This is a genomic window from Kosakonia sp. H7A (assembly GCF_003028445.1).
In the GTDB taxonomy this organism is placed as follows: Bacteria; Pseudomonadota; Gammaproteobacteria; order Enterobacterales; family Enterobacteriaceae; genus Kosakonia; species Kosakonia radicincitans.
On the sequence record NZ_PYTZ01000053.1, the window covers coordinates 1 to 583 of the forward strand.

Genomic DNA, 583 nt, shown 5'->3' on the forward strand with positions numbered 1-583 from the left:
CTTCACCGGCAAGGATGGCAGCGCCAACTACCTGGGCAACCCGGCCAACTACGTCGGCTGGAAGTGGCACCTGGACAACAAGGACGACAACAAGGCCAAGCAGTTCGCCTGGCGCACCGACATGGACCTGGCGTTCGACGACGGCTTCGCGCGCAGCTTCAAGGCCGGCGTGCGCTACACCGACCGCGACGCGACCAACAAGGGCAACGTGTGGCGCTTCATGTGCCTCAACGGCTGCGCCGGCGCGGCGTTCTCGGACTACCCGAGCGTGCAGTTGGTCCAGAACCCGATCAACGACTTCTTCCGCGGCGACAGCTACCTGTTCGGGCCGACCTACACCGCGGCCGATTCGGCGGTGGAAAACTACGACCAGACGCTGAAGGCGTTCGGTGCCGACCCGCTGGTGTTCGGCCCCAACAACATCAACACCCAGGGCGAGAAGACCTATACCGCCTACGGCCTGCTGCGCTTCGGCGTGGATGACGCCTCGGTGCCGTTCGACGGCAACATCGGCGTGCGCATCGTGCGGACCGAAGTGAGCTCGGAAGGCGTGCGTACCGCCACCGACGCCGAGGGCGGTGGC

At 65.9% G+C, this 583-nt stretch carries 1 protein-coding gene; it reads left to right on the forward strand.

Going from position 1 to position 583, the window contains the following annotated elements; genetic code table 11:
• On the forward strand, window positions 1–583 hold a 583-nt coding region (locus tag CWM66_RS28090; RefSeq protein WP_199200073.1), incomplete at both ends, for a hypothetical protein.